This is a genomic window from Streptomyces klenkii (assembly GCF_003626645.1).
Lineage (GTDB): Bacteria > Actinomycetota > Actinomycetes > Streptomycetales > Streptomycetaceae > Streptomyces > Streptomyces klenkii.
Map to the genome: position 1 here is coordinate 307,351 of NZ_RBAM01000006.1, position 20,032 is coordinate 327,382.

Genomic DNA, 20,032 nt, shown 5'->3' on the forward strand with positions numbered 1-20,032 from the left:
CCTTGCCTAATTCTTTGCTCGTGCCCTGGAGGTCCCGTGTCCGTGCCACAGCTGCCGCATCCTCAGCCGCGGCCGCTCCGCCTGTACGACTCGTGGTGGACGGTCACGGCCGGCGCGCTCCTGGCGTGTGCGGGCCTGGCCGGCTGCCTCTGGGTCTCCCTGCACGTACGCACCGACCAGGTCCTGCACACCGGGGCGCTCTTCGTCCACCTCGCCTCCCTGGTGCTCGGCTTCGGCGCGGTGCTGGCCGCCGACTGGTTCGGGCTGCTGTGGATCACCCGGCGGCTCGGGCTCGCCGAGGCGCTCGGCGCCGTCGGCCGCCTCCACGCGCCCGTCTGGGCCGGGCTGGCCGGGCTGCTGGTCAGCGGCGCCTTCCTGCACCCGGACCCGGCCTCGCCGCTCACCCGCACCAAGCTCGTGCTGATCCTCGTCCTCACCCTCAACGGCCTCCAGGCCGGCGTGCTCACCCGGCGCCTGGCCCAGCGCTCCCCCGCCCCGCCCGGCCGCCGGATGGCGGTCTGGGGCGCGAGCACGGCCCTCGTCTCCCAGGTGTGCTGGTGGGGCGCCGTCGTCATAGGATTCGCCAACGCCCAGCATTGACCCGACAGTTCGCACCGGTGCGACACGGTTCGACGGAGGAGTTCACCATGCAGCAGTCCTCGTCCGCCCAGCGGCTCCGGCAAGCCGTCGAGCCCCTCCACGCCGTCGTCTACTTCGCACCCGAGCCCGCCGCGGCAGCCCGCGCGCTCGGGCTGCCGAGTTGGTGGATGGGGTACTTCGCCGGGCGCGTCGCCCCGCTGGGGCCGCTCGGGCCGGCGCCCGTCGCCGCGATGTTCCACGTGTTCGCCCCGGCCATGGTGGCCCGCTCGCTGCCCGACGCCTGGGCGTACGCCTCGCCCGAAGCGGTGCTGGAGACGCGCACGGAAGCCGTACGGGCCACCCTGGCCCGTACGCTGCCGGCGGGATCCGGCCGCTCCCTCGCCCGGCTCGCCGAGCTCCTGGAGACGGCCGTGGCGGGCTGCGGCTTCGAGGGCAGGCCGCTGGCCGCCGGCTGGTCCCGGGTACCCCGCCCCGCGGACCCCGCCATGCGCGTCTGGCTGGCGGCCACCGTGCTGCGCGAGCACCGCGGCGACGGCCACGTCCTCGCCGCGGTCCACGCGGGCCTCACCGGCCTGGACACCACACTCACGCACGTGGCCACCGGTGACGTGCCGCTGGAAGCCGTCCAGGACAACCGCGGCTGGACGGAGGCCGAGTGGGAGGAGAGCCGCCACAGGCTCACGGAGCGCGGCCTGCTCGACGGCGAGGGGCGGCTGACCGGGGCGGGCGGCGCGCTGCGCCGGCGGCTGGAGGAGGACACCGACCGGCTGGCCGCGTCACCCCTCGCCGCCCTGGGCGCGGAAGGGACCGAGGAGGCGATCCGCCTCGCCGTCCCGCTCAGCCGTCACCTCATCGACAGCGGCGTGCTGCCCGTGCCCAATCCCATGGGGGCGCCCCGCCCGTGACGGCCCCGGCGCGCGCCGCCTACACGTCCGAGCTCTCCATCGCCCAGCTCGCCAGGATCCGCAGCGACTCGGCGGAGGGCGAACCGGGCTCGGCGTGGTAGGTGACCAGCTGCTGGTTCTGGTCCGCGGGGAGCACCAGCGTCTCGTACGACAGGGTCAGCGGGCCCACCACGGGGTGGTGCAGCTTCTTGACGCCGAAGCCCTTGTCCTCCACGTTGTGGGCGGCCCAGAGCGACCGGAACTCCGGGCTCTTGACGGACAGCTCGCCCACGAGCGCGGCGAGCTGCGGGTCCTCGGGGCAGCGGCCGGCGTCGAGCCTGAGGAAGGCGACGACGTCGGCGGCCTTCTTCTCCCACTCGGTGTACAGCTCGCGGGTGGCCGGTTCCAGGAAGATCTGCCAGGCCATGTTGCGCTGCCCGGCGGGCATCGCGTCGAGGTCGCCGAGGAGGGCGCAGGCCATCCGGTTCCAGGCGATGATGTCCAGCCGGCGCCCGACCACGTAGGCCGGGGTGTTCTCCATGCTGTCCAGGAGGTGCTGCACCGAGGGGCGCACCCGCTGCGGGCGGGGCGGCCGGCACGGGCGCGTCTTCTTCACGCTCGGGCGGACGAGGCGGTTGAGGTGTTCCCGCTCGGCGCCGGTGAGCCGCAGGGCGTCGGCGATCGCCTCCAGCACGGCGGTGGAGACGTTCTGGCCGTGCCCCTGTTCCAGGCGCGTGTAGTAGGCGACGCTCACGCCGGCGAGCTGCGCCAGCTCCTCGCGCCGCAGGCCGGGCACCCGGCGCCGCCCGCCGTAGGGCGTGAGGCCCACTTCGGCGGGCTGGAGGCGGGCCCGCCTGCTGCGGAGGAACTCGCTCAGTTCGGTGCGCTGGTCCATGCCCACCAGTATGCGGGGGTGCCGGGGCCCGGTGAGAGGGGCCAGGGTGACACTGCCAGTGGTAGGAACGGCAAGCGTACGTTCCGCCGGGTTCTGGCTGGGGCTCGCGGGCCGACGCATGCTTGCGGGCATGACCCACACCACTGTTCCCGCATACGCCGCCCCTTCTGCCAAGGCTCCTCTGGAGCGGATCACGATCCAGCGCCGGGAGCCGGGTGAGCACGACGTCCTCATCGAGATCAAGTACGCCGGCATCTGCCACTCCGACATCCACACCGTCCGCGGCGAGTGGGGCGACGACGGGCACTTCCCGCTCGCCCCGGGCCACGAGATAGCCGGTGTCGTGACCGCGACCGGCTCCGGCGTCACCCGCTACCAGGTCGGGGACCGCGTCGGCGTCGGCTGCTTCGTGGACTCCTGCCGCGAGTGCGACAACTGCAAGGCCGGCCTCCAGCAGTACTGCACCGGCGAGCTCGGCAACGTCGGCACCTACGGCGCCACCGGCCGTGACGGGGAGATCACCCAGGGCGGCTACTCCACGCACGTCGTCGTGGACGAGAACTACGTCCTGCGCATCCCCGACAGCATTCCGCTGGACCGGGCGGCCCCGCTGCTGTGCGCCGGCATCACCCTCTACTCCCCGCTCGCGCACTGGCAGGCGGGGCCGGGCAAGAAGGTCGCGATCGTCGGCCTCGGCGGCCTCGGCCACATGGGCGTGAAGATCGCGCACGCGATGGGCGCGGAGGTCACCGTGCTGAGCCAGTCCCTGCGCAAGCAGGCGGACGGCCTGCGGCTGGGCGCCGACCACTTCTACGCGACCTCCGACCCGGCGACCTTCGCGGAGCTGGCGGGCGGCTTCGACCTGATCGTCAACACGGTCTCGGCCGACGTCGACATCAACGCGTACCTCGGCCTGCTCAAGAGCGGCGGCACGCTCGTGCAGGTCGGCGCCCCGGAGAACCCGCAGCAGGTCGCCTCGTTCGCCCTCATCACCCGGCGCCTGTCCCTGGCGGGCTCGATGATCGGCGGCATCCCGGAGACCCAGGAGATGCTCGACTTCTGCGGCGAGCACGGCATCGGCGCCGACATCGAGCTGATCCGCGCCGAGCAGATCAACGAGGCGTACGAGCGGGTGCTGGCCAGCGACGTCCGCTACCGCTTCGTCATCGACGCCGCGACGATCTGACCCCTCGCACCGGCCGCGGTGCGGGGCGCCGGCAGCCGCCCGCCCCGCACCGCGCCGGTAACGACTCCGCGCGCCGCCCGCCCCCGGCCATCGCATCGCGCGGTGCTCCGGGAGCGGTGGAAGACTGAGTCGCGTCGGGGGACGCCGAGCGCCGCGCCCGCGGTGACGGGGCGGGGCCTCGCGCGCATCCGTTGCCCCCGCGCGCATCCGCCGGAGGAGCACCCACCATGCTCAGCACTGATTTCGTGACCGGATCACCCAACTGGCTCGACCTCGGCAGCCCGGACACCGCGGCGTCCGCCGCGTTCTACGGAGCGGTCTTCGGCTGGGACGTGGCGTCCGCCGGGCCCGACACGGGCGGCTACGGCTTCTTCCAGCAGGACGGCAAGGACGTCGCGGCGCTCGGCCCGCTGACGGAGGAGGGCGCGAGCCCCGCGTGGACGGTGTACTTCCAGACGCCCGACGCCGACGCCACGGTCAAGGCGGCCGAGCAGGCCGGCGGCGCCGTACGCGTCGCGCCGACGGACGTCATGGACGCGGGCCGGCTGGCCTGTCTCACCGACCCGGGCGGCGCGGAGTTCGCCCTCTGGCAGCCCGGCGCCGTCAAGGGCCTGGAGAAGGTCTGCGAGCCCGACACGCTGCTGTGGGTCGAGCTGCACACCGCGGACCCGGCGGCGGCCGGGGCCTTCTACCGCGCCCTGTTCGGCTGGGGCACGCAGGACAAGGAGTTCTCCGTCGGCACCTACACCCTGATCTCCACGGCCGGGGCGAGCGGCGACGACGCCGCGTTCGGCGGCATCGCGCCCGCGCCCGAAGGGGACGGGGACGGCCGGGAGTCCCGCTGGATCCCGTACTTCCTGGTCACGGACACCGACGCCACCGTCGCCAAGGCGCAGGAGAACGGCGGCTCGGTGGTCGCGCCGGCCGAGGACGTACCGGACGTGGGCCGGATCGCCTGGCTGGCCGACCAGTTCGGCGCGGTCTTCGGGGTCCTCAAGCCGCTGCCGCGCGCGGCCTGACCCTCCGGTCCGGGGCGCGGGCCGCGCCCCGGACCGGACCCTGCCCGCGCCCCTGTCCGTCCCGCCGCAGGAGGTCCCGCCGCAAGAGCGCTCAGCCGCCGCCCTCGCCCTCGGGGGCGGCGCCCTCCTCCTCCGCGGCTCCCTCGGCCGCCGCCTCTGCTTCCTCCTCCTCGGCTTCCTCCTCCTCGACCGGCTCGGTCTGGGCCGCGACGATCTGGAGGACGGCGTCCTCGCCGTCGACCGCGAGGCTGGTGCCGCGCGGCAGGGGGATGTCCTTGGCGTGGATGGTGTGCCCGGCCTCCAGCCCCTCGATGGAGATCGTGACGCCCTCCGGGATGTGCGTGGCCTCGGCCTCGACCGGCAGGGCGTTGAGGATGTACTCCAGCAGGTTGCCGCCGGGGGCGAGCTCGCCCTCGATGTGGATCGGGATGTCCACCGTGACCTTCTCGCCCTTCTTGACGATCAGCAGGTCCACGTGGACGAGGAAGCCGCGGATGGCCTCGCGCTGGACGGCCTTGGGGATGACGAGCTCGTGCTTGCCGCCGACGTCCAGCTTGATCAGGACGTTCGGGGTCCGCAGGGCCATCAGCAGGGCGTGCCCGTTCACCGACACGTGCCGCGGTTCGGCGCCGTGGCCGTAGATGACGCAGGGGACCTTGTCCTCCTTGCGGATCCGGCGGGCGGCACCCTTGCCGAAGTCGGTGCGCGTCTCGGCGGTCAGCTTCACTTCGGCCATGCCTGCACTCCTCGCGGTTCGGTCGTCTGAAGATGTGTTAACCGCAGGCCGGAGAGGTGCCTCCGCGGCTACTCCGTACGGGAGCGATATCGGGCGGTTTTCCTTCTGATGGCAGATCCGGTGGCAAGGGCGGACGCACCGCCCGCCCGGGTGCACCTCGCCGTATCCGGAATCCGTCCGCCCACGCCGGGGCGATCGGGCAGACTTTGCGGGCACCGTGCAGCGCAGACCCCGTCACACCGTTGTGAAACCGAGGGGACACCCATGAGCGGTATACGAAGATTCAGCCGGAGAGCCCTGTTACGGACCGGCCTGGGGGTGAGCGGCGGAGCGCTCGCCGCACAGCTCCTCCCCGGCGTCTCCGGTGCCCGGACGGGCCCGGGCGCCGCGCCCGGCTGGGCGCCGGCCGCGGCCCGGCAGGGGCTCTTCCCCGAGTGGAGCCGCTACGCACGGCTGGCCGACGGCACGTTCGACGAGGACGCCGACCCGCTCCGCGACATGAAGCCCGTGATCACGGCGCTGAAGGCGCAGAACGTCAGCGTCATCGAGCTCGACACGGTCCTGTCGAACTGGCTGAAGCCCGCCGAGTTCACCGAGCACATGGGCAAGGTCAAGAGCTTCGTGGAGCTGGCGCACGCCGCCGGGATCCGCGTGGTCATGTACTACCCGTCGCTGGAGCTCATCAGCGTCGGCGGCGAGAAGGGCCCGTCGTTCTACAAGAACGGCGAGGGCAAGTCGTGGGTGCAGCGCTCCCTCGACGGCAAGCCGAACGTCTTCTACGGCAGTCTGGTCGTCTGGGTCGACCCCGGCGACGAGAGCTGCTGGCTCAGCCCCAACTCCCCCTGGCGCGACTACTACCTCGGCCGCGTCAAGGCCCTCGCCGCCACGGGCGTGGACGCCATATGGCCGGACGTGCCGATCTACTTCGACGGGGCGATGAGCTGGTGCGACGGCTCCACCTGGGCGGCTGACGCCTTCAAGGCCGACACCGGCCTGGCGCTGCCCGCGAAGGCCGACTTCTCCAGCCTGCCCTTCCGCCGCTACGTGGAGTGGCGGCACCGCAACCTCAACCAGTGGCAGCTCGACATCGCCGCCGCCGGCCGCTCCGTCAACCCGGACCTGGTCACCTTCGTCGAGACGGTGAGCATGGACTACCAGTACGCCACGCTGGTCGGCCTCGACGGCGGGTACCTGCGCACGGCGGAGGGCGTGAGCCACGTCTGGGAGGTGGACATCCTCGGCAACTACGACGGGATGCGCCACGCCACGGCGACGGACTGGACCTGTCTGATCTCGATGTACAAGTACGCGCGCGCCGCGAGCGGGCCGAAGCCCGCGTGGGCGTTCTCGTACGGCTGGAAGGCCGACGACGCCTCGCTGGTGATGGCCGAGCTGCTGGCGGCGGGCTGCAATCCGTACGAGGTCAAGAGCCCGTTCAAGAACGAGACCACCGACAAGGCGATGCGCACCCGCATGTACGCCTTCGTCGCGGCCAACCAGGCGAAGCTGTACGACGCGGTGCCGGCGGCCGAGGTCGGCGTCTACCACTCCTCGGCCTCCCGGGACTTCGTCAGCCCCTCCGCCGGCACGGGCATGTACGCCAACGCGAAGGCGCCGTCGGGGGTCAAGGACTGGTGGGCGTCGGGCAGCGCGGAGGAGAGCTGTACGTCCCAGGCGTGGCTGGGCGAGTTCCGCGGCACGGTCAAGGCGCTGGTGTACGCCCACGTCCCCTTCGGCACCGTCCCGAGCCCGCACCTGTCCGCCGCCGACCTCGCCCCGTACCGCGTCCTGATGCTGCCGAACCTCCAGGCCGTCTCCGACGCCGAGGCCGCGGTCCTGCGGGAGTACGTGTCGGGAGGCGGGACGGTCGTCATCACGGGGCCCGTCCCGACCGGGCTCGACGAGCTGGGCACGGCCCGCGGCGAGTACGCACTGGCCGACGTGCTGGGGTTCCGTAAAGGCGATCCGCTGCCGGCGAGCAAGCAGAATCGTTTCGGTGCGGGGACGTGCTGGTACGTCAAGGACCTGGCCGGCCACAGCTACCTCGCGAAGACGGACCAGGCCAGCGCCGACCAGCTGCTCGCGCCGGTACGGGCGGCGGCGCCGCCCGCGGTGGAGCTCACGGGCGACCGGCGCGTCCACATGGAGGTGAGCCGGCTCGGCGCCGACACGGTCGTCCAGCTGGTCAACTTCACCTGCTTCGGTGACGCCCCGGCGGCCTTCAGGACCACTCCGGCCGCGTGCTCGGTCGCGCTGAAGCTGCCCGCGGGCAAGCAGGTGCTGTCCGCCACGGTGAGCTCGCCGGACGGGGCCTCGCCGGCTCCGCAGCCGGTCGCCTGGCAGACGGCGGGCGAGACCGCGACGGTGTCCCTGACGGTGTCCCAGTACTCGCTGCTGACGGTCACCACCGGCTGATCGGGCACCACCGGCCGACCGGGCCCGCCCTCAGGGCCCGTCGGTTCCGGGGGCGGGGATCCGCCACAGCGAGGCCGGCCGGTCCTCGTCCCCCGGGTGGGACTCGAAGGCGATCCACCGCCCGTCCGGCGACCAGCTCGGCGCACCGTCGTAGTCCGCGCCGCGCGTGGTCACCCGGACGGGGCGGCCGCCGCCGGCCGGGATCACGAAGATCTGCGGCACCTCCAGGCCGCCGGTGGTGGAGGAGAAGACCACCGACCTGCCGTCCGGCGACCAGCTCGGGTCGGTGTGCTCCCCGGGGCCGTCGGTGAGCCGCCGCAGGCCGCTGCCGTCGGCGTTCATCACGTACAGCGCCCACGTTTCCGCGCCGCGCTCGCGCCGCTGGAAGACCAGCCGGTCGCCCTTGGGCGACCAGTTGGGCTGGCGGTTGTCCGTGCCGGTGGCGGGACCGTCCAGGAGGCGGGTGCGCCCCGTGCCGTCCCTGCGGACCTTCCAGAGCGAGCCGAGCGCACTGCCGCCGTCCCCCGCCCCCTTCTCCCGGATCTCCTGGAAGACGATCCACGAGCCGTCGGGCGAGAAGCTGGGCTCCAGGTAGCCGGAGTCGCCGCCGTGCTCGGTGACGCGGGAGGGGCGGCCTCCGGGCGGCATCACCCACACCTCGTCGCGGCCGCCCGCCCGGTCCGAGGCGAAGGTCACCCCGGCCGAGGGGTGCCAGCTGGAGCCGGGCAGGTTGACCGCGGCCTTGTCGGCCTCGTCGAGCAGGGTGCCGGGGCGGCCGGGGGTGCCGCCCCCGCCGTGCAGCGGGAGCACGCGCAGCGCGGCGGCGCCCTCGTTGTAGCCGTCCTCGAAGAGCGTGAAGAGCACGGACTTGCCGTCCGGCGAGAAGGCGGGGTTCTGCGCGCTGGCGTGCCCCTTGCCCCGGTAGAGGAGCTCCGCGCCGTCGGACCGGTTGTCCGCCCGTCCGTCGGACGGCCCCGGCGGACGCGGGCCCCCCGAGCCGCCGCACGCCGTCAGGGCGAGGGCGGCCAGGAACGCTGCGACGTAGACGTAGACGTACGGGCGACTGCGCACCCGGCCGACCCTAGTGGCTCCGGCGCGCGCCGGAAGGCGGAACGGCGCAACGCGGCGTACGCCCGTGCGGGCCACCCGTCCGGGCCCGGCAGCGCGCCGGATTGCCTGCGGCACCGGCCGGTGCCGACCATGGAGTCGCCGGCTGACGCTGCGTCAACCGGCGGGCAGCGCCCTGTCGGCTGGGGAGCACTGATGAAGGACCCGTCCACGGCGCACCGGCAGCTGCTGCGGTTCTTCCGCGGGTTCGGCGCCCCCTACCGCCGGCTGCTCGCCCTCGGGGTCGGGATGCGGCTCTGCGAGACGGCCGCGGACCTGGTGACGCCCTGGCCGGTCGCCGCCGTCGTCGACCACGTCCTCGGGGCGGGCGGCGCGCGCAATCCCCTCGGCTCCCTGCTGGACGTCCTCGGCACGGACCGGACCGCCATGCTCACCGCGGCGGCCGCCCTGGTCGTGCTGGTGGCGCTGGTGTCCGCCGCCTTCGACTACGCGGGCGACCGGCTGATGAACGGCGTGGGCGAGCGGATGAGCGCCGCGATCCGCCGCGAGACGTTCGCGCATCTGCAACGGCTGCCGCTGAGCTATCACGACCGGCGGACCGTAGGCGGGTCCACGAGCCGGGTGATCACCGACTGCGGGAACGTCAAGGACGGCCTGGTGGCGTTCTGTTCGGTGCTCTTCCCCGGCGTGCTCTCGGTCACCGGCTACGCGGCCGCGCTGCTCCTGCTCGACTGGCGGTTCGGGCTGATCGGCGCCGCGGTCGTCCCGGCGGTGCTGCTCCTCGGCGTCCGCAACCGGCGGCGCGGCCACCGGGCGGCGCGGCGGCGCCGGGAGGCGGAGGGCGAGCTGACGGCCCTGGTCGCCGAGGCGCTGCAAGGCATCCGGACGGTGCACGCCTTCGGCCGGCACGGCGTGCACGACCGGGACTTCGCGGCGCGCAGCGGCGGCGTGCTGGACGCGGGCCTGGAGGCCGTGGACGTCCAGGCCCGCCGGGCGCCGCTGCTGGAGGCGGTGACGGCCGCCGGGACGGCGGCGCTGCTGTGGGTGGGCGGCGTGGGGGTGCTGCGCGGGTGGTGGAGCACGGGCCATCTCGTGGTCGCGATCGGCTATCTGACGGGCATGGTGGCCCCGCTGCGGGCGCTGTCGAAGCTCTCCGGCACCTTCGCGCAGGGGCAGGCGTCGGCCGAGCGCATCGCCGAGGTCCTCGCCGAGCCGTGCCCGCTGCGGGCGCCGGTACGGGCTGGCGCGCGCGGCCTGCCGCCCCGTGCGCGGGGCCGGGTCGACTTCGCCGGGGTGTCGATGGACTACGGCGACCGCCGCGCGCTGCACCGCCTCGACCTGAAGATCGCCGCCGGTGAGCGGATCGCCCTCACCGGGCCGAACGGCGCGGGCAAGTCGACGGCGCTCGCGCTGGTCGCGGGCCTGTACCGGCCCACGCGCGGCACGGTGTGCATCGACGGGACGGCAACGGCCGACCTGCCGGAGGAGTGGCTGCGCCGGCAGGTGACGGCCGTGCTCCAGGAGACGTTCCTGTTCGCGGGGACGGTCGCCGACAACATCCGCTACGCGCGGCCGGACGCGAGCCCGCGGGAGGTGCGCGCGGCCGCGGACGCGGCGCTGGTCACGGCGTTCACCGACGGCTTCCCCGACGGGCTCGGCACACGGCTCGGCGACTGCGGCGGCGGCCTGTCGGGCGGTCAGCGCCAGCGGGTGGGAATCGCCCGCGCCCTGCTCGCCGACGCCCCGATCGTGCTGCTGGACGAGCCGACGTCGGGACTCGACGCGGAGGCGGAACGGCAGGTGGTGGCCGCGCTGGGCCGGCTGGTGGCGGACCGGACGGTGGTCATGGTCACGCACCGGCCGGCACTGCTGGAGACGGCGACGGGGGTGGTGACGCTGACGGCGGCCGGCCCGGGGCGCGGCTACGGGGCGGCCGACGGCCGGTAGAGCACGGGCTACGGGCGGGGGACCAGGTCCGCCGGGTCGGTGTTGGCACCGCAGAGGATGACGGCGACCGTTTCGTCCTCCTCCGGCTCGTAGGCACCGGCAAGGGCCGCGAGGGCCGTGGCGCCGGCCGGTTCGACCGCGATGCGGCGCTCGTCCCACAGGGACTGCCGCGCGGCGGTGATCGCCTCGTCCGGTACGAGGAGGGAGGTGACGTCCGGGTGGCGGGCCGCGGCCAGGGCCGCCTCGGAGACGCGGCGGGCTCCGAGGGCGTCCGCCGCGACCGAGTCGACGGTGACGTCGACGACCCGTCCCGCTTCGAGGGCGGCGTTGAGGGCCCGGCTGCCGGTGGGCTCGACGGCGACCGTCCGTATGCCGTGGTGGCGGGCGGCGGCCGCGACGCCGGCGAAGAGCCCGCCGCCGCCGGCCGCGACGACGACGGTGTCGAGGCCGGGGACGCCGGCGCGGATCTCGTCGAGGAGGGTGCCCGCGCCCGCGGCGATCAGCGGGTGGTCGTAGGCGTGGCTCGCGAGGGCGCCGGTGGCGCGCGTGAACTCCTCGCAGGCGGCGAGCGCCTCGGCGTACTCCGTGCCGACGAGGCGGACGTCGGCGCCGTAGCCGCGCAGCCGGGCGACCTTCACCTGCGGGGCGTTCCCGGGCAGGAAGACGGTCGCGGGCAGGCCCTGCTGCCGGGCGGCCCAGGCGCAGGCCAGTCCGGCGTTGCCGCCGGAGGCGATGGTGACGCCGGCTTCGGGCAGGGTGCCGGCCTCGCGGTGGGCGGCGAGGAAGTTCCAGGCGCCGCGCGCCTTGAAGGACCCGGTGTGCTGCATGAACTCCAGGGCGAGCCGCACGCTTCCACCGCGGCGGCCGCTCCGGTCGGCCGGGGTGACGGCGACGGGGCGGGTGTGACCGGCGATGCGGGCGGCGGCCTTCTCGACGTCGCCGTATTCCACAGCGCCGCACTCCGAGTCGCCGTAGGTGAGGTCGTGCACGGGTTTCTCTCCTCGGAGCACAGGTGGACAGCGTATGCAACAACGTACGATACGGTGTCTCACATGCCGCGGCAATCTCCCTCCCTCGCCCGGGCGACCCCGGACCTCATCGCCCGCACCGCCCTCGCGATCATCGACGAGGAGGGCCCCTCCGCCCTGAGCTTCCGCTCCCTCGCCGAGCGGCTGGGCGTGTCCCACGCGACGATCCACCGCCGCTGCACGGATCTCGGCGGCCTGATCGACCTGTGCACCGACCACCTCGCCGCGGAACTGCCCGAGATCCCGCCGGGCACCGCCTGGGCCGAGGCCACGGAGCGGCGCTTCCGGGCGCTGTACGAACTGCTCACCGCACACCCGGGGCTGGTCGCCCTGCGCGGCTCGCGCCCCTGGCTCAGCCCCCAGCTGCTGGCCCGCCTGGTCGAGCCCGCGCTCGCCGACAGCGTCGCCGCGGGGATGACGCCGGAGCAGGCGTTCCGCGCCTACCGGCGGATGTACCTGCTCACCCTCGGCAGCGCCACCTTCGTCGACCACCGCGACCCCGCCCTCACCGCCCGGAGCACCCGCACCGCGCTGGCCGCGCTCGACCCCGCGCGGTTCCCCGTCCTGACGGGCGGCATGGACGCCGTCCTGCCCGTCATGACGGACCATGAGGTCTACTACGGCGCGCTGCGGCAGCTGATCGAGGCGGCGCACCCCTGAGACCCATGGGTCGGTTGGTGAAATGGATGCGCCCCGCCGGAAGGCTTGGGGAAGCAAATCCGGCTGCTCTACGATGGGGAACATGACGAAGCCGCGCCCCTGTTCGATCGCCGACGCGCTCGGTGTGGTCGGCGAGAAGTACTCCCTGCTGGTGCTGCGTGAGGTCTTCTTCGGAGTCCGGCGCTTCGACGCGATCGCCCGCAACACCGGGGCCCCGCGCGACATCCTGGCCTCACGGCTGCGCCGCCTGGTGGAGGCGGGAGTGCTGGAAAAGGTTCCCTACAGCGAACGGCCGGCGCGCTTCGAGTACTGCCCCACCGCGTCCGGGCACGATCTGCGGCCCGTCCTCATCATGCTGATGAGCTGGGGCGACCGGCATCTGGCGGACGTGCCGCCGACGGTGTTCGAGCACTCCTGCGGCTCCGACCTCGACCCGGCCGTCGTCTGCCGCTGCTGCGGCGAGGAGGTCGACGGCGCGGCGATCACCGCGCGCTTCCAGGTGCCGGGGTGGAGCGTGGAGGGCGCGGCCTGACGAGCCGCGGGTCCCGGGTCCCGCTCGCCACGCGACCACGCCCGCCACTCGTCTACGTCCTTCGGCCCGGCCCCCGGCTCACCAGTCGGCGACGCGGTAGTCCTTGAGGTGGACGCCCGACACCGGGTCGCCCGCCTCGCCGCGCACGATCGGGTCGTAGACGCGGGCCGCGCCGTCCACGATGTCCAGCGGGGTGCGGAAGCCGTGCGCGGCCATCCACTCCTTCTTCGGCGCCGGGTTCTCGTCGGTGATCCAGCCGGTGTCGACGCTGCACATGTGGACGCCCCGGGCGGCGAGTCCGGGGCCGCTGGTGCGGGTGAGCATGTTGAGCGCGGCCTTGGCCATGTTGGTGTGCGGGTGCCCCGCGGACTTGTTGCGCACGGCGAAGCGGCCCTCGACCGCGGTCACGTTGACCACGTAGCGGCGCAGGTGCGGGGAGGCCAGCAGGAGCGGCAGCAGCCGGTCGCACAGGAGCGCGGGGGCGAGCGCGTTGACCAGCTGCGTCTCCAGCAGCTCCGCCGGGTCCAGCTCCCCGATGCGCACGGACCAGGAGTTGGCCGCGGAGCGGTCCGGCACCAGCCCGGCCTCGTCGACCTCCGCCGCCTCCGCCATTTGCGCGGTGGCCGGCAGGACGAGCCCGAGCGCCGCCGACGCGCCCGCGCCGTGCCCGGTCCCCTCCAGCGCGTACGGCGTCCGGAAGCCGGGGGCTTCCCACACCTCCGCCCCCGCCGGGCCGGCGGGCAGGGCGCGCGACTCCCCCGCGATCAGCGGCGCGTAGGCCCCGGGCGGGCGGCGGATGGTCTGCGCGGCATTGTTGACGAGGACGTCCAGCGGCCGGCCCTCAGCCCTCAGCCGCTCGCACAGCCCGAGCACCTGCCGGGGGTCGCGCAGGTCGATCCCGATCACGGTGAGCCGGTCCAGCCATGCCTCGCTGCCCTCGGCCGCGCGGAAGCGGCGGACGGTGTCGCGCGGGAAGCGGCTGGTGACCAGCAGCTCGGCGCCGTCGCGCAGCATCATCAGGGCGAGCTGGAAACCGATCTTGACCCGGCCGCCGGTGAGCAGCGCCAGGCGGCCCGTCAGATCGGTGCGCAGGCCCCGCCGCCGGGTGTTGTCGGCGGCGCATGCCGGGCAGAGCAGGTGGTAGAAGGCATCGGCCCGGCTGTAGGAGACCTTGCAGACGTAGCAGCGCCGGGGGCGGCCGTACGTGCCCGGGGTGCCGGGGGTGCTCAGGGGCGCGTCGTCGCGGCGGTCGAGGGCGCCGGTCGCGGTGGCGGCGACCACGGCGGCGTCGGCGGCGTTCTGTTCCTGCCGGCGGGTCCTGCGCCGGTGGTGCCGCCCCTCGCGCGCGAAGGACGAGGCGACCTGCTCGGCCCTCAGGCGCACCGGGTCATCGGCGGGGAGCTGCCGCAGCTTGCCGACCGTGCGGTCGAAGGCGGCCAGCTCCTCCTCGGTGATGCCGGTGTCGCCGGCGCCGACCTCCACGTACGTGCTCCCCGCCCCGCGGCGGGGCCCGGCCCCGCCTCCGCTCCTGCACGACAAGCTGCCCGCCCGGCCGGATTCGAACCGGCGTCCTCCGTCATGCCATGACGGCGCGCCTGCCTCTGCGCTACGGACGGGCATTGGCCAGAACCTTACCGATTGCCGGGGCGACCGCAAAAACGGATTTCAGGAGCCGGGGCCTCGGCCGAGGGGGCGCCCGCCGGGCGAAACGGCTCTAGACTTCAAGGAATCACCTGTTCGTGCCCATTGCGCTGGGGGCCGCCGTGAGCGAATTCGCCGAGGCCATGCGACGGCGCGTGCGGCAGGCCCGGGAGGCCCTCGCGGCGGCGGAATCCGACGGCGACGCCTACGAGATCGCGGTGGCGGAGGACGAGCTGGAGGACGCGCTGCGCCTGGCCCGCTCCCACGGTCTCGATCACGGCGACGGGGCGGCGTAGCGAGCCCGGAGAGCCGGTGGTCCACCCGCAGAGCCGGTGAGCTAAAGGTCGTTGCCCGCGTACGACAAGTTGAAGCTCTTGTTGGCCAGGGGGAAGTCGGGGACGATCGTGTCCGCCAGCGCCACGGGCAGGGCGGGCCAGTTGAAGAACGACGGGTCGACGGTCTTGACCCGCGTGAGCGTCTCGCCCGCGCCGAGCTCGACCCGCGTGGTGATCGTGCCGCGCCAGCCCTCCACGATGCCGACCCCGGCGCGGCGGGTGCTGCGGGCGAACAGCGGCGGCCAGGCGAGCGAGGTCCCCGTGGTCCGGCCCGCCTCCAGCCCGGCCGCGAGCCGCTCGGCCGTGGCCAGCGAGGCTTCCGCCTCCTCGGCCCGTACGAGGAAGCGTGCCAGCACGTCACCGGTGGTGTGGACGGGGATGGTCAGCACTCCCCCGTGGTCGTGGAAGGGGTGGCTCGCGCGCGCGTCGGCGGACAGGCCGCTGGCCCGGGCGACGTAGCCGAGGCAGCCCAGGTCGCGAGCCGCGGTGATGCCGAGGCGGGCGGTGCCGGTGAAGCGGTCGCGCACGGTGGTGTGGCCGAGGGCGAGGGTGACGATGTCGCGGATCTCCCGGCCCAGCTCCCGCAGCCGCGCCGGGCCGGGCACGGCGCGCAGCACGGAGCCGCCGGGCACGACGCCGCCGCGCAGCAGCCGGTGCCCGGTGACCTCCTGGTTGAGGCGCAGCAGGCGTTCGCGGACGTGCTGGGCGCGGGCGTGCAGGATGCCGTGGCCGACGTCGTTGCAGAGCGCGCCGAGGTCGGCGACGTGGTTGTGGAGGCGTTCGAGTTCGAGGAGGAGGGCGCGGGCGCGGCGGGCGTCGAGGGGGACGTGGGCGCCCGTGGCCTCCTCCACAGCCAGGCAGTAGGCGAGGGCGTGGCCGACGGCGGTGTCGCCGCTGATGCGCTCGGCGAGCGGCAGGCCCTTCTCGGGGGTGCGGCCTTCGAAGAGCTTCTCGATGCCTTTGTGGACGAACCACAGCCGGGCCTTGAGCTTGATGATCGTCTCGCCGACGACGGAGAAGCGGAAGTGGCCGGGTTCGATGATGCCGGCGTGGACGGGGCCGACGGGGATCTCGTAGACGCCCTCCCCCTCGACCTCCAGGAAGGGGTAGGGGCCCTCGGGTTCGGCGAAGGGCGGGGGCGGGCCGGCGTCGGGGTGCATCGGGTACCAGCCGCGGGGCCAGTGGAAGTGGCGCACGAGGCGGTGCGGGAGCGGGTGGCCGAGGGGCACGATGCCGTGCAGGTCGCGCATCTCGCGCTCGAAGCGGCCGGCGGGGAAGGAGAGGTGGGCGAGGGTGGGGACTTCGGGGGTCTTGGGGTCGAGGCGGACGTGGAGTTCGGTGCGGGTGTCGGGCGGGCCGGCGACGAAGAGGTAGACGACGCGGACGGCCCGGCCGCCGGGTTCGTCGGGGCTGTCGTGGTGGGCGGCGACGAGGGCGAGGCGGTGGCCGGCGACGAGGAGGTCGGCGGCTCTGCCGGGCAGTTCGGCGGGGCCGATGTCGGTGACGGTGCGGTGCGCGGTGGCCGGTTGCATGCTCAGTGGCCTCCGATGATCTCGCCGGCCTCGGACAGCAGCCTGGTGAGGGGTCCGGTGGTGACGCCGAGGGCCGCGCAGGCGGCCAGGCCGGCGACCAGGGGGGCCCCGGCGTCGGCGCCGAGCGGTACGGGCTCCGCCTCGTCGTCCTCGCCCGGCGGCGGTCCCAGGAGCATCCGGGCGGTGCGGGCGGCCAGGGCGGCGAAGGCCGCGAGCATCAGGACGAGGGCGGCGGCCAGGGCCCAGCGGGGGCCGGAGAGGAACCCCGCGCGCGCGATGCCCAGTTCGGAGGCGAAGAGGCCGAACGGCGGCAGGCCCAGCAGGGCGACGACGGCCGCGGCGAAGGCGGTGCCGAGGCAGGGCGAGTGGGCGAGCAGCCCGCGGATCCTGCCGATGCGGGTCGTGCCGCACAGCCGTGCGATGTGGCCGGAGGCGCAGAACGCCACGGTCTTCGCGAGGCCGTGGCCCGCCATGTGCAGCAGGACGGCGGAGAGGGCGAGCGGGCTGCCCGCGGCGGTGCCGAGGGCGATCAGGCTCATGTGCTCCATGCTGGAGTACGCGAGCATGCGCTTGCAGTCGCGCTGGGCCAGCAGGAGGGCCGCGGCCAGGGCGAGGGTGACCACGGCGACGCCCGCGAGCAGGGTGCGGGTGAAGCCCGCGCCGAGGGCCGCGTCCGCGATGACCTTGTAGCGCAGGAGGCCCGCGAAGGCGACGGAGAGCAGGACGCCGGACATCAGGGCGGAGACGGGGGCGGGTGCCTGGCTGTGGGCGTCGGGCAGCCAGGCGTGCAGGGGCGCGAGGCCGGCCTTGGCGCCGAAGCCGAGGACGACGAGGCCGGTGGCCAGCCGGGTGACGGAGGGGTCGAGCCGGTCCGCGCGGGCGGCGAGGGTCTGCCAGTCCAGGGCGTACGCCTCGGGGATGCCGGCCTGGCGGGCCGCGTAGTAGAGGAGGACGGTGCCGAGGAAGGCCAGGGCGATGCCGGCCGAGCAGATCACCACGTATTTCCAGGCGGCTTCGACGGAGGCGCGGGTGCGCCGGTGGCCGACGAGGAAGGCGGTGACGATGGTGGTGGCCTCGATGGCGACCCACAGCACGCCGAGGTTGGCGGCGAGGACCGCGGCGCTCATGGCGGCGAGGAAGGCGTGGACGAGCAGGTGGTAGCGGCGGGCCGCGGGCTCGTCGGTGCGCTCGTGGGCGAGGTGGGCGGGGTTGGCGGCGCAGGCCAGGCAGGCGACCGCGCCGACGGTGAGGAGCATCCAGACGGTGAGCGCGTCGGCGCGCAGCAGCCGCCCGTAGGCGGTGACGGGACCGCTGTCGGGGACGGTGCAGGCGAGGGCGGCTCCGCAGGTGAGGATCGCCGCCGGGGAGACGAGCCCGAGCCGGCCGGTGAGCGGGCGCGGCACGGGTCCGGGTGCCCCGGTGCGGGGTCCCCTGCCGGGGCGGGCCCTTCCTGCCGGGCCGGCACCGGTGCCGGTGCCCGCGGGTGCAGCGGGCCGGCCACGGGACCACGCGGGTGCGCCCGGGCCCGTATCCGGACCGGCGATCCCGTCGGATCCCGTACCGGGACCGCCCGGAGACCCGCCGGGGCGGGTGCCCGGCCAGGCGCGCGCGCCCGGGCCCCCGTATGACGGGCCGTCGGCGGTCTCAGCCGGTGTCGTGCCGTAGGTCGCGGGGCCGTGGCCCGGGCGGAGGACGAGCGTGGCCACGGGGGCCGCGGCGCCGCGCTGGCGCGGCGTGCGGTGCCCGAGGGCGGCGGCCCCCGCGGCGCGTGCCTTCGCGTCGCGCAGGCCGGACGCGGCGTACGCGGCGGACGTGGCGAGCGGCACCACGATGGGCGCGGTCAGCAGCAGTGCGGTGGTGGCGTGCGTCATCAGTCGCGAAGCTCCCGCAGGTCATCGATGCCGGTGCCGCCGAAGGCGGCCCGCATCCGGGTGGTGAGGATCTGCAGGACGAGAACGGCGAGGAGGACGTCGAAGGACACGCCGAGTTCGACGATCAGGGGGACTCCGGAGGCGGCGAGGAAGGCGGTGACGGTGATGCCGTTGTCCAGCAGCAGGAAGCCGACCATCTGGGCCAGCGCGCGGCGCCGGGTGACCAGGGTGAAGAAGCCGATGAGGACGACGGCGAGCCCGACGGGCAGGGCGCGCGTCGCCGGCGTGGGGTTGAGCTCGACCAGCGGCCGGGACACGGCGTAGGCGAGGAGGGTGAGGAGGGCCGCGCTCAGCAGGGACGCGGCGACGTTGACGAGCGGCTGCGTCTCGCGGGTCTCACTGACGTCCTCCTGGTAGTGGGGATGGGAGCGGTGCGGCGTGCCGGTGGTCAGGGCGCGCAGCATCAGGCGCGGCAGGGCGCCGGCCCGCAGCAGGCCGATGCCGGCGGCCACGGCGAGCAGGCCGAGGCGGTCCTCGTGCAGGCCGAGGAGGGCGGCGACGGCGGCCAGGGCGACGCCCTGGAGGGCGAAGACGCGGACGATCGAGGACAGTTGCCGCAGCCACAGGACGACGACGGCCGCGAGCAGGAACGCGCCGCACGCCAGGTCGAGCAGCTGGGTGTAGACGCTGTCGGTCATGTGTCCCTCACTCACTCTCCCGTGAGGAAGTAGGAGGCGGTCACCGCGAGGAGTGCCAGCAGGAAGGATCCGGCCAGCAGCTCGGGCACGCGGAAGAGCCGCAGTTTGGCCCAGAACACCTCGGCCGCGGCGAGTGCCGCGCCGAGCAGGGCGACCTTCAGCGCGAGCAGGACGAGGGCGAGGACGAGGGCCGCCGGGGAGGCGGTCGTGGCGATGCCCCAGGGGGCGGACAGCGAGGCGAGCAGGCCGAGCAGGACGGTCAGCCGCATCTGGGAGCCGAGTTCGACCAGGGCGAGGTCGGGTCCGGCGTACTCCAGCACCATCGCCTCGTGGACCATCGTCAGTTCCAGGTGGGTGGCGGGGTTGTCCACCGGGAGCCGGCCGGTCTCGGCGAGGACGGCGACGGCCAGGGCGGCGGTGGACAGCAGCCCCGCCGGGGAGGCGAGGCGGACCGGGTCGTGGATGCCGCCGGAGACGATGGCCGACAGGTTCGTCGACCCCGCCGGTATCGACAGGGCGAACACCGCGAGGAGGATCGTCGGTTCGACGAGCGCGGCCACGGTCATCTCGCGGGAGGCGCCCATGCCGCCGAAGGCGGTGCCGGTGTCCAGGCCGGCCAGGGCGAGGGCGACGGTGCCGAGCCCGAGCAGCGCCACGACGAGGATGAGGTCGGCGCTGCCGCTGACGGGCGTGGCGGTTGAGGCCAGCGGGACGAGCGCCGCGACGACGGCCGTGGTGGCGACCAGCACCAGGGGCCCGAGCCGGAAGGCCGAGCCCGTGCCGGCCGGGGTGACGGCCTCCTTGCGCAGCAGCTTGCGCAGGTCGCGGAAGGGCTGGGTGACGCCGGGCCCGGCCCGCCCCTCCAGCAGCGCCCGTACCTGCCGCATCAGTCCGGCGAGCAGGGGTGCACCGGCGGCGACCAGGGCGACCTGGAGGGTCACCGCGGCCGTGCCGGTGGCGGTCATGGTGCCGTTCACGGCGTCTC

At 74.4% G+C, this 20,032-nt stretch carries 18 protein-coding genes and 1 tRNA gene; 9 read left to right on the forward strand and 10 right to left on the reverse strand.

Annotated features, from left to right (window positions below; all coding sequences use genetic code 11):
* The first annotated feature begins 36 nt into the window (after positions 1–36).
* Both D7231_RS16710 and D7231_RS16715 read left to right on the forward strand, forming a co-directional pair.
* Complete coding sequence (locus tag D7231_RS16710) at positions 37–600, forward strand: hypothetical protein (RefSeq protein WP_199739386.1); 564 nt, start codon at positions 37–39, stop codon at positions 598–600.
* Positions 601–647: 47 nt separating this feature from the next.
* Positions 648–1,505 (forward strand): SCO6745 family protein, encoded by an 858-nt coding sequence (locus D7231_RS16715; protein ID WP_120756252.1) that lies wholly within the window; start codon positions 648–650, stop codon positions 1,503–1,505.
* A gap of 19 nt (positions 1,506–1,524) precedes the next feature.
* Here the strand turns inward: D7231_RS16715 and D7231_RS16720 are convergent, their stop codons facing one another.
* The gene (locus tag D7231_RS16720) at positions 1,525–2,379 is read right to left on the reverse strand and encodes a helix-turn-helix transcriptional regulator (RefSeq protein ID WP_120756253.1); all 855 of its coding nucleotides are present in this window, start codon (positions 2,377–2,379) and stop codon (positions 1,525–1,527) included.
* A 130-nt stretch (positions 2,380–2,509) separates the two neighbouring features.
* On the opposite strand from D7231_RS16720, the gene D7231_RS16725 reads away from it, so the two are divergent.
* Complete coding sequence (locus D7231_RS16725; protein WP_120756254.1) at positions 2,510–3,565, forward strand: NAD(P)-dependent alcohol dehydrogenase; 1,056 nt, start codon at positions 2,510–2,512, stop codon at positions 3,563–3,565.
* Between the two features lie 227 nt (positions 3,566–3,792).
* A complete protein-coding gene (locus D7231_RS16730; RefSeq protein ID WP_120756255.1) occupies positions 3,793–4,584 on the forward strand; it encodes a VOC family protein in 792 nt (263 codons plus the stop codon).
* A 91-nt stretch (positions 4,585–4,675) separates the two neighbouring features.
* On the opposite strand, the gene D7231_RS16735 is transcribed toward D7231_RS16730, so the two are convergent.
* Positions 4,676–5,320 (reverse strand): 50S ribosomal protein L25/general stress protein Ctc, encoded by a 645-nt coding sequence (locus D7231_RS16735; RefSeq protein WP_120756256.1) that lies wholly within the window; start codon positions 5,318–5,320, stop codon positions 4,676–4,678.
* 264 nt (positions 5,321–5,584) lie between these two features.
* Between D7231_RS16735 and D7231_RS16740 the strand changes: the two genes are divergently transcribed.
* Positions 5,585–7,735, forward strand: coding sequence for a type 1 glutamine amidotransferase family protein (locus tag D7231_RS16740; RefSeq protein WP_120756257.1), 2,151 nt, complete (start codon positions 5,585–5,587; stop codon positions 7,733–7,735).
* 30 nt (positions 7,736–7,765) lie between these two features.
* Here D7231_RS16740 and D7231_RS16745 read toward each other — a convergent pair whose 3' ends face one another.
* Entirely contained in the window at positions 7,766–8,806 is a 1,041-nt protein-coding gene (locus tag D7231_RS16745) for a PD40 domain-containing protein (RefSeq protein WP_120756258.1), read from the reverse strand.
* 192 nt (positions 8,807–8,998) lie between these two features.
* Between D7231_RS16745 and D7231_RS16750 the strand changes: the two genes are divergently transcribed.
* The gene (locus tag D7231_RS16750) at positions 8,999–10,750 is read left to right on the forward strand and encodes an ABC transporter ATP-binding protein (protein ID WP_158673775.1); all 1,752 of its coding nucleotides are present in this window, start codon (positions 8,999–9,001) and stop codon (positions 10,748–10,750) included.
* An 8-nt stretch (positions 10,751–10,758) separates the two neighbouring features.
* On the opposite strand, the gene D7231_RS16755 is transcribed toward D7231_RS16750, so the two are convergent.
* On the reverse strand, positions 10,759–11,739 hold the full coding sequence (locus D7231_RS16755; RefSeq protein WP_241999758.1) for a serine/threonine dehydratase: 981 nt from the start codon (positions 11,737–11,739) through the stop codon (positions 10,759–10,761).
* Between the two features lie 63 nt (positions 11,740–11,802).
* On the opposite strand from D7231_RS16755, the gene D7231_RS16760 reads away from it, so the two are divergent.
* Both D7231_RS16760 and D7231_RS16765 read left to right on the forward strand, forming a co-directional pair.
* A complete protein-coding gene (locus D7231_RS16760) occupies positions 11,803–12,438 on the forward strand; it encodes a TetR/AcrR family transcriptional regulator (protein WP_120756260.1) in 636 nt (211 codons plus the stop codon).
* An 82-nt stretch (positions 12,439–12,520) separates the two neighbouring features.
* A complete protein-coding gene (locus D7231_RS16765; RefSeq protein WP_120756411.1) occupies positions 12,521–12,970 on the forward strand; it encodes a winged helix-turn-helix transcriptional regulator in 450 nt (149 codons plus the stop codon).
* A gap of 78 nt (positions 12,971–13,048) precedes the next feature.
* Here D7231_RS16765 and D7231_RS16770 read toward each other — a convergent pair whose 3' ends face one another.
* Together D7231_RS16770 and D7231_RS16775 are read right to left on the reverse strand one after the other, a co-directional pair.
* Complete coding sequence (locus tag D7231_RS16770) at positions 13,049–14,452, reverse strand: SDR family NAD(P)-dependent oxidoreductase (protein WP_120756261.1); 1,404 nt, start codon at positions 14,450–14,452, stop codon at positions 13,049–13,051.
* Positions 14,453–14,513: 61 nt separating this feature from the next.
* A tRNA-Ala gene (locus tag D7231_RS16775) sits at positions 14,514–14,586 on the reverse strand.
* 123 nt (positions 14,587–14,709) lie between these two features.
* On the opposite strand from D7231_RS16775, the gene D7231_RS36190 reads away from it, so the two are divergent.
* Positions 14,710–14,907: a hypothetical protein gene (locus tag D7231_RS36190; RefSeq protein WP_147449743.1), complete on the forward strand. Its 198-nt coding sequence runs from the start codon at positions 14,710–14,712 to the stop codon at positions 14,905–14,907.
* A 41-nt stretch (positions 14,908–14,948) separates the two neighbouring features.
* Here the strand turns inward: D7231_RS36190 and D7231_RS16780 are convergent, their stop codons facing one another.
* From D7231_RS16780 to D7231_RS16795, 4 genes are read right to left on the reverse strand one after another with little or no spacing between them, the layout of a single operon-like run.
* A complete protein-coding gene (locus D7231_RS16780) occupies positions 14,949–16,478 on the reverse strand; it encodes a hydrogenase large subunit (RefSeq protein WP_120756262.1) in 1,530 nt (509 codons plus the stop codon).
* Positions 16,479–16,480: 2 nt separating this feature from the next.
* Positions 16,481–18,349 carry a proton-conducting transporter transmembrane domain-containing protein gene (locus D7231_RS16785; protein ID WP_199739387.1) on the reverse strand — a complete coding sequence of 623 codons (1,869 nt, stop codon included), beginning with the start codon at positions 18,347–18,349 and terminating at the stop codon, positions 16,481–16,483.
* Positions 18,349–19,047, reverse strand: a complete 699-nt coding sequence (locus D7231_RS16790) for a hypothetical protein (RefSeq protein WP_120756263.1) — start codon at positions 19,045–19,047, stop codon at positions 18,349–18,351. Before D7231_RS16790 ends, D7231_RS16785 begins: the two co-directional genes overlap by 1 nt.
* Before the next feature lie 11 nt (positions 19,048–19,058).
* A complete protein-coding gene (locus D7231_RS16795; RefSeq protein ID WP_241999759.1) occupies positions 19,059–20,024 on the reverse strand; it encodes a respiratory chain complex I subunit 1 family protein in 966 nt (321 codons plus the stop codon).
* Positions 20,025–20,032: the final 8 nt, after the last annotated feature.

Bases quoted from the DNA above. Each gene is read 5' to 3' on its own strand.
- D7231_RS16715 (WP_120756252.1), top strand. From the start codon at position 648: ATGCAGCAGTCCTCGTCCGCCCAGCGGCTCCGGCAAGCCGTCGAGCCC.
- D7231_RS16720 (WP_120756253.1), bottom strand. From the start codon at position 2,379: ATGGACCAGCGCACCGAACTGAGCGAGTTCCTCCGCAGCAGGCGGGCC.
- D7231_RS16725 (WP_120756254.1), top strand. From the start codon at position 2,510: ATGACCCACACCACTGTTCCCGCATACGCCGCCCCTTCTGCCAAGGCT.
- D7231_RS16730 (WP_120756255.1), top strand. From the start codon at position 3,793: ATGCTCAGCACTGATTTCGTGACCGGATCACCCAACTGGCTCGACCTC.
- D7231_RS16735 (WP_120756256.1), bottom strand. From the start codon at position 5,320: ATGGCCGAAGTGAAGCTGACCGCCGAGACGCGCACCGACTTCGGCAAG.
- D7231_RS16740 (WP_120756257.1), top strand. From the start codon at position 5,585: ATGAGCGGTATACGAAGATTCAGCCGGAGAGCCCTGTTACGGACCGGC.
- D7231_RS16750 (WP_158673775.1), top strand. From the start codon at position 8,999: ATGAAGGACCCGTCCACGGCGCACCGGCAGCTGCTGCGGTTCTTCCGC.
- D7231_RS16760 (WP_120756260.1), top strand. From the start codon at position 11,803: ATGCCGCGGCAATCTCCCTCCCTCGCCCGGGCGACCCCGGACCTCATC.
- D7231_RS16765 (WP_120756411.1), top strand. From the start codon at position 12,521: ATGACGAAGCCGCGCCCCTGTTCGATCGCCGACGCGCTCGGTGTGGTC.
- D7231_RS16780 (WP_120756262.1), bottom strand. From the start codon at position 16,478: ATGCAACCGGCCACCGCGCACCGCACCGTCACCGACATCGGCCCCGCC.
- D7231_RS16785 (WP_199739387.1), bottom strand. From the start codon at position 18,349: ATGACGCACGCCACCACCGCACTGCTGCTGACCGCGCCCATCGTGGTG.
- D7231_RS16790 (WP_120756263.1), bottom strand. From the start codon at position 19,047: ATGACCGACAGCGTCTACACCCAGCTGCTCGACCTGGCGTGCGGCGCG.